The organism is Streptomyces sp. SID486 (genome assembly GCF_009865385.1).
Lineage (GTDB): Bacteria > Actinomycetota > Actinomycetes > Streptomycetales > Streptomycetaceae > Streptomyces.
Genome location: NZ_WWJT01000384.1, coordinates 1 through 713, shown reverse-complemented (window position 1 = coordinate 713; position 713 = coordinate 1). Strand labels below are relative to the sequence as shown.

The window sequence follows — 713 nt, the reverse complement described above, 5'->3', positions numbered from 1 at the left end:
TAGGTCGCCAGCAGCGCCTGCGCCTCGATCGGGTCACCAAGGGTCGTACCCGTACCGTGCGCCTCGACCACGTCCACCTCGGCTGCCGGAACCCCGGCGTTCGCCAATGCCGCCCGGATCACCCGCTGCTGGGACGGGCCGTTCGGCGCCGTGAGGCCGTTGCTCGCGCCGTCCTGGTTCACGGCCGAGCCACGGACCACCGCCAGCACCTGGTGGCCGTTGCGGCGCGCGTCGGACAGCCGCTCCAACAGCAGCATGCCGACGCCCTCACCCCAGCCGGTGCCGTCGGCGGCCGCCGCGAACGGCTTGCAGCGGCCGTTCGTGGCGAGGCCGCGCTGACGGCTGAACTCCACGAAGGTCGCGGGGGTGGACATCACCGTCACACCACCGGCCAGGGCCAGTGAACACTCCCCCTGGCGCAGGGACTGCGCCGCGAGGTGCAGGGCCACGAGCGAGGACGAGCAGGCCGTGTCGATGGTGACCGCGGGGCCTTCGAGACCGAAGGTGTAGGCGATGCGTCCGGACGCGATGCTTCCGGAGCCGCCCGTCGCGAGGTATCCCTCGGCGCCTTCGGGGATGCTCTGCAGCTGGGAGCCGTAGTCGTGGTACATGAGACCGGCGAAGACGCCGGTCGTGCTGCCCCGCAGGGACACCGGGTCGATGCCGGCCCGCTCGAAGGTCTCCCAGGAGGTCTCCAGCAGCAGCCGCTGCTG

At 71.9% G+C, this 713-nt stretch carries 1 protein-coding gene; it reads right to left on the bottom strand.

Annotated elements, in window-relative coordinates; genetic code table 11:
* On the bottom strand, window positions 1-713 hold a 713-nt coding region (locus tag GT045_RS17925; protein WP_161334789.1), incomplete at both ends, for a polyketide synthase.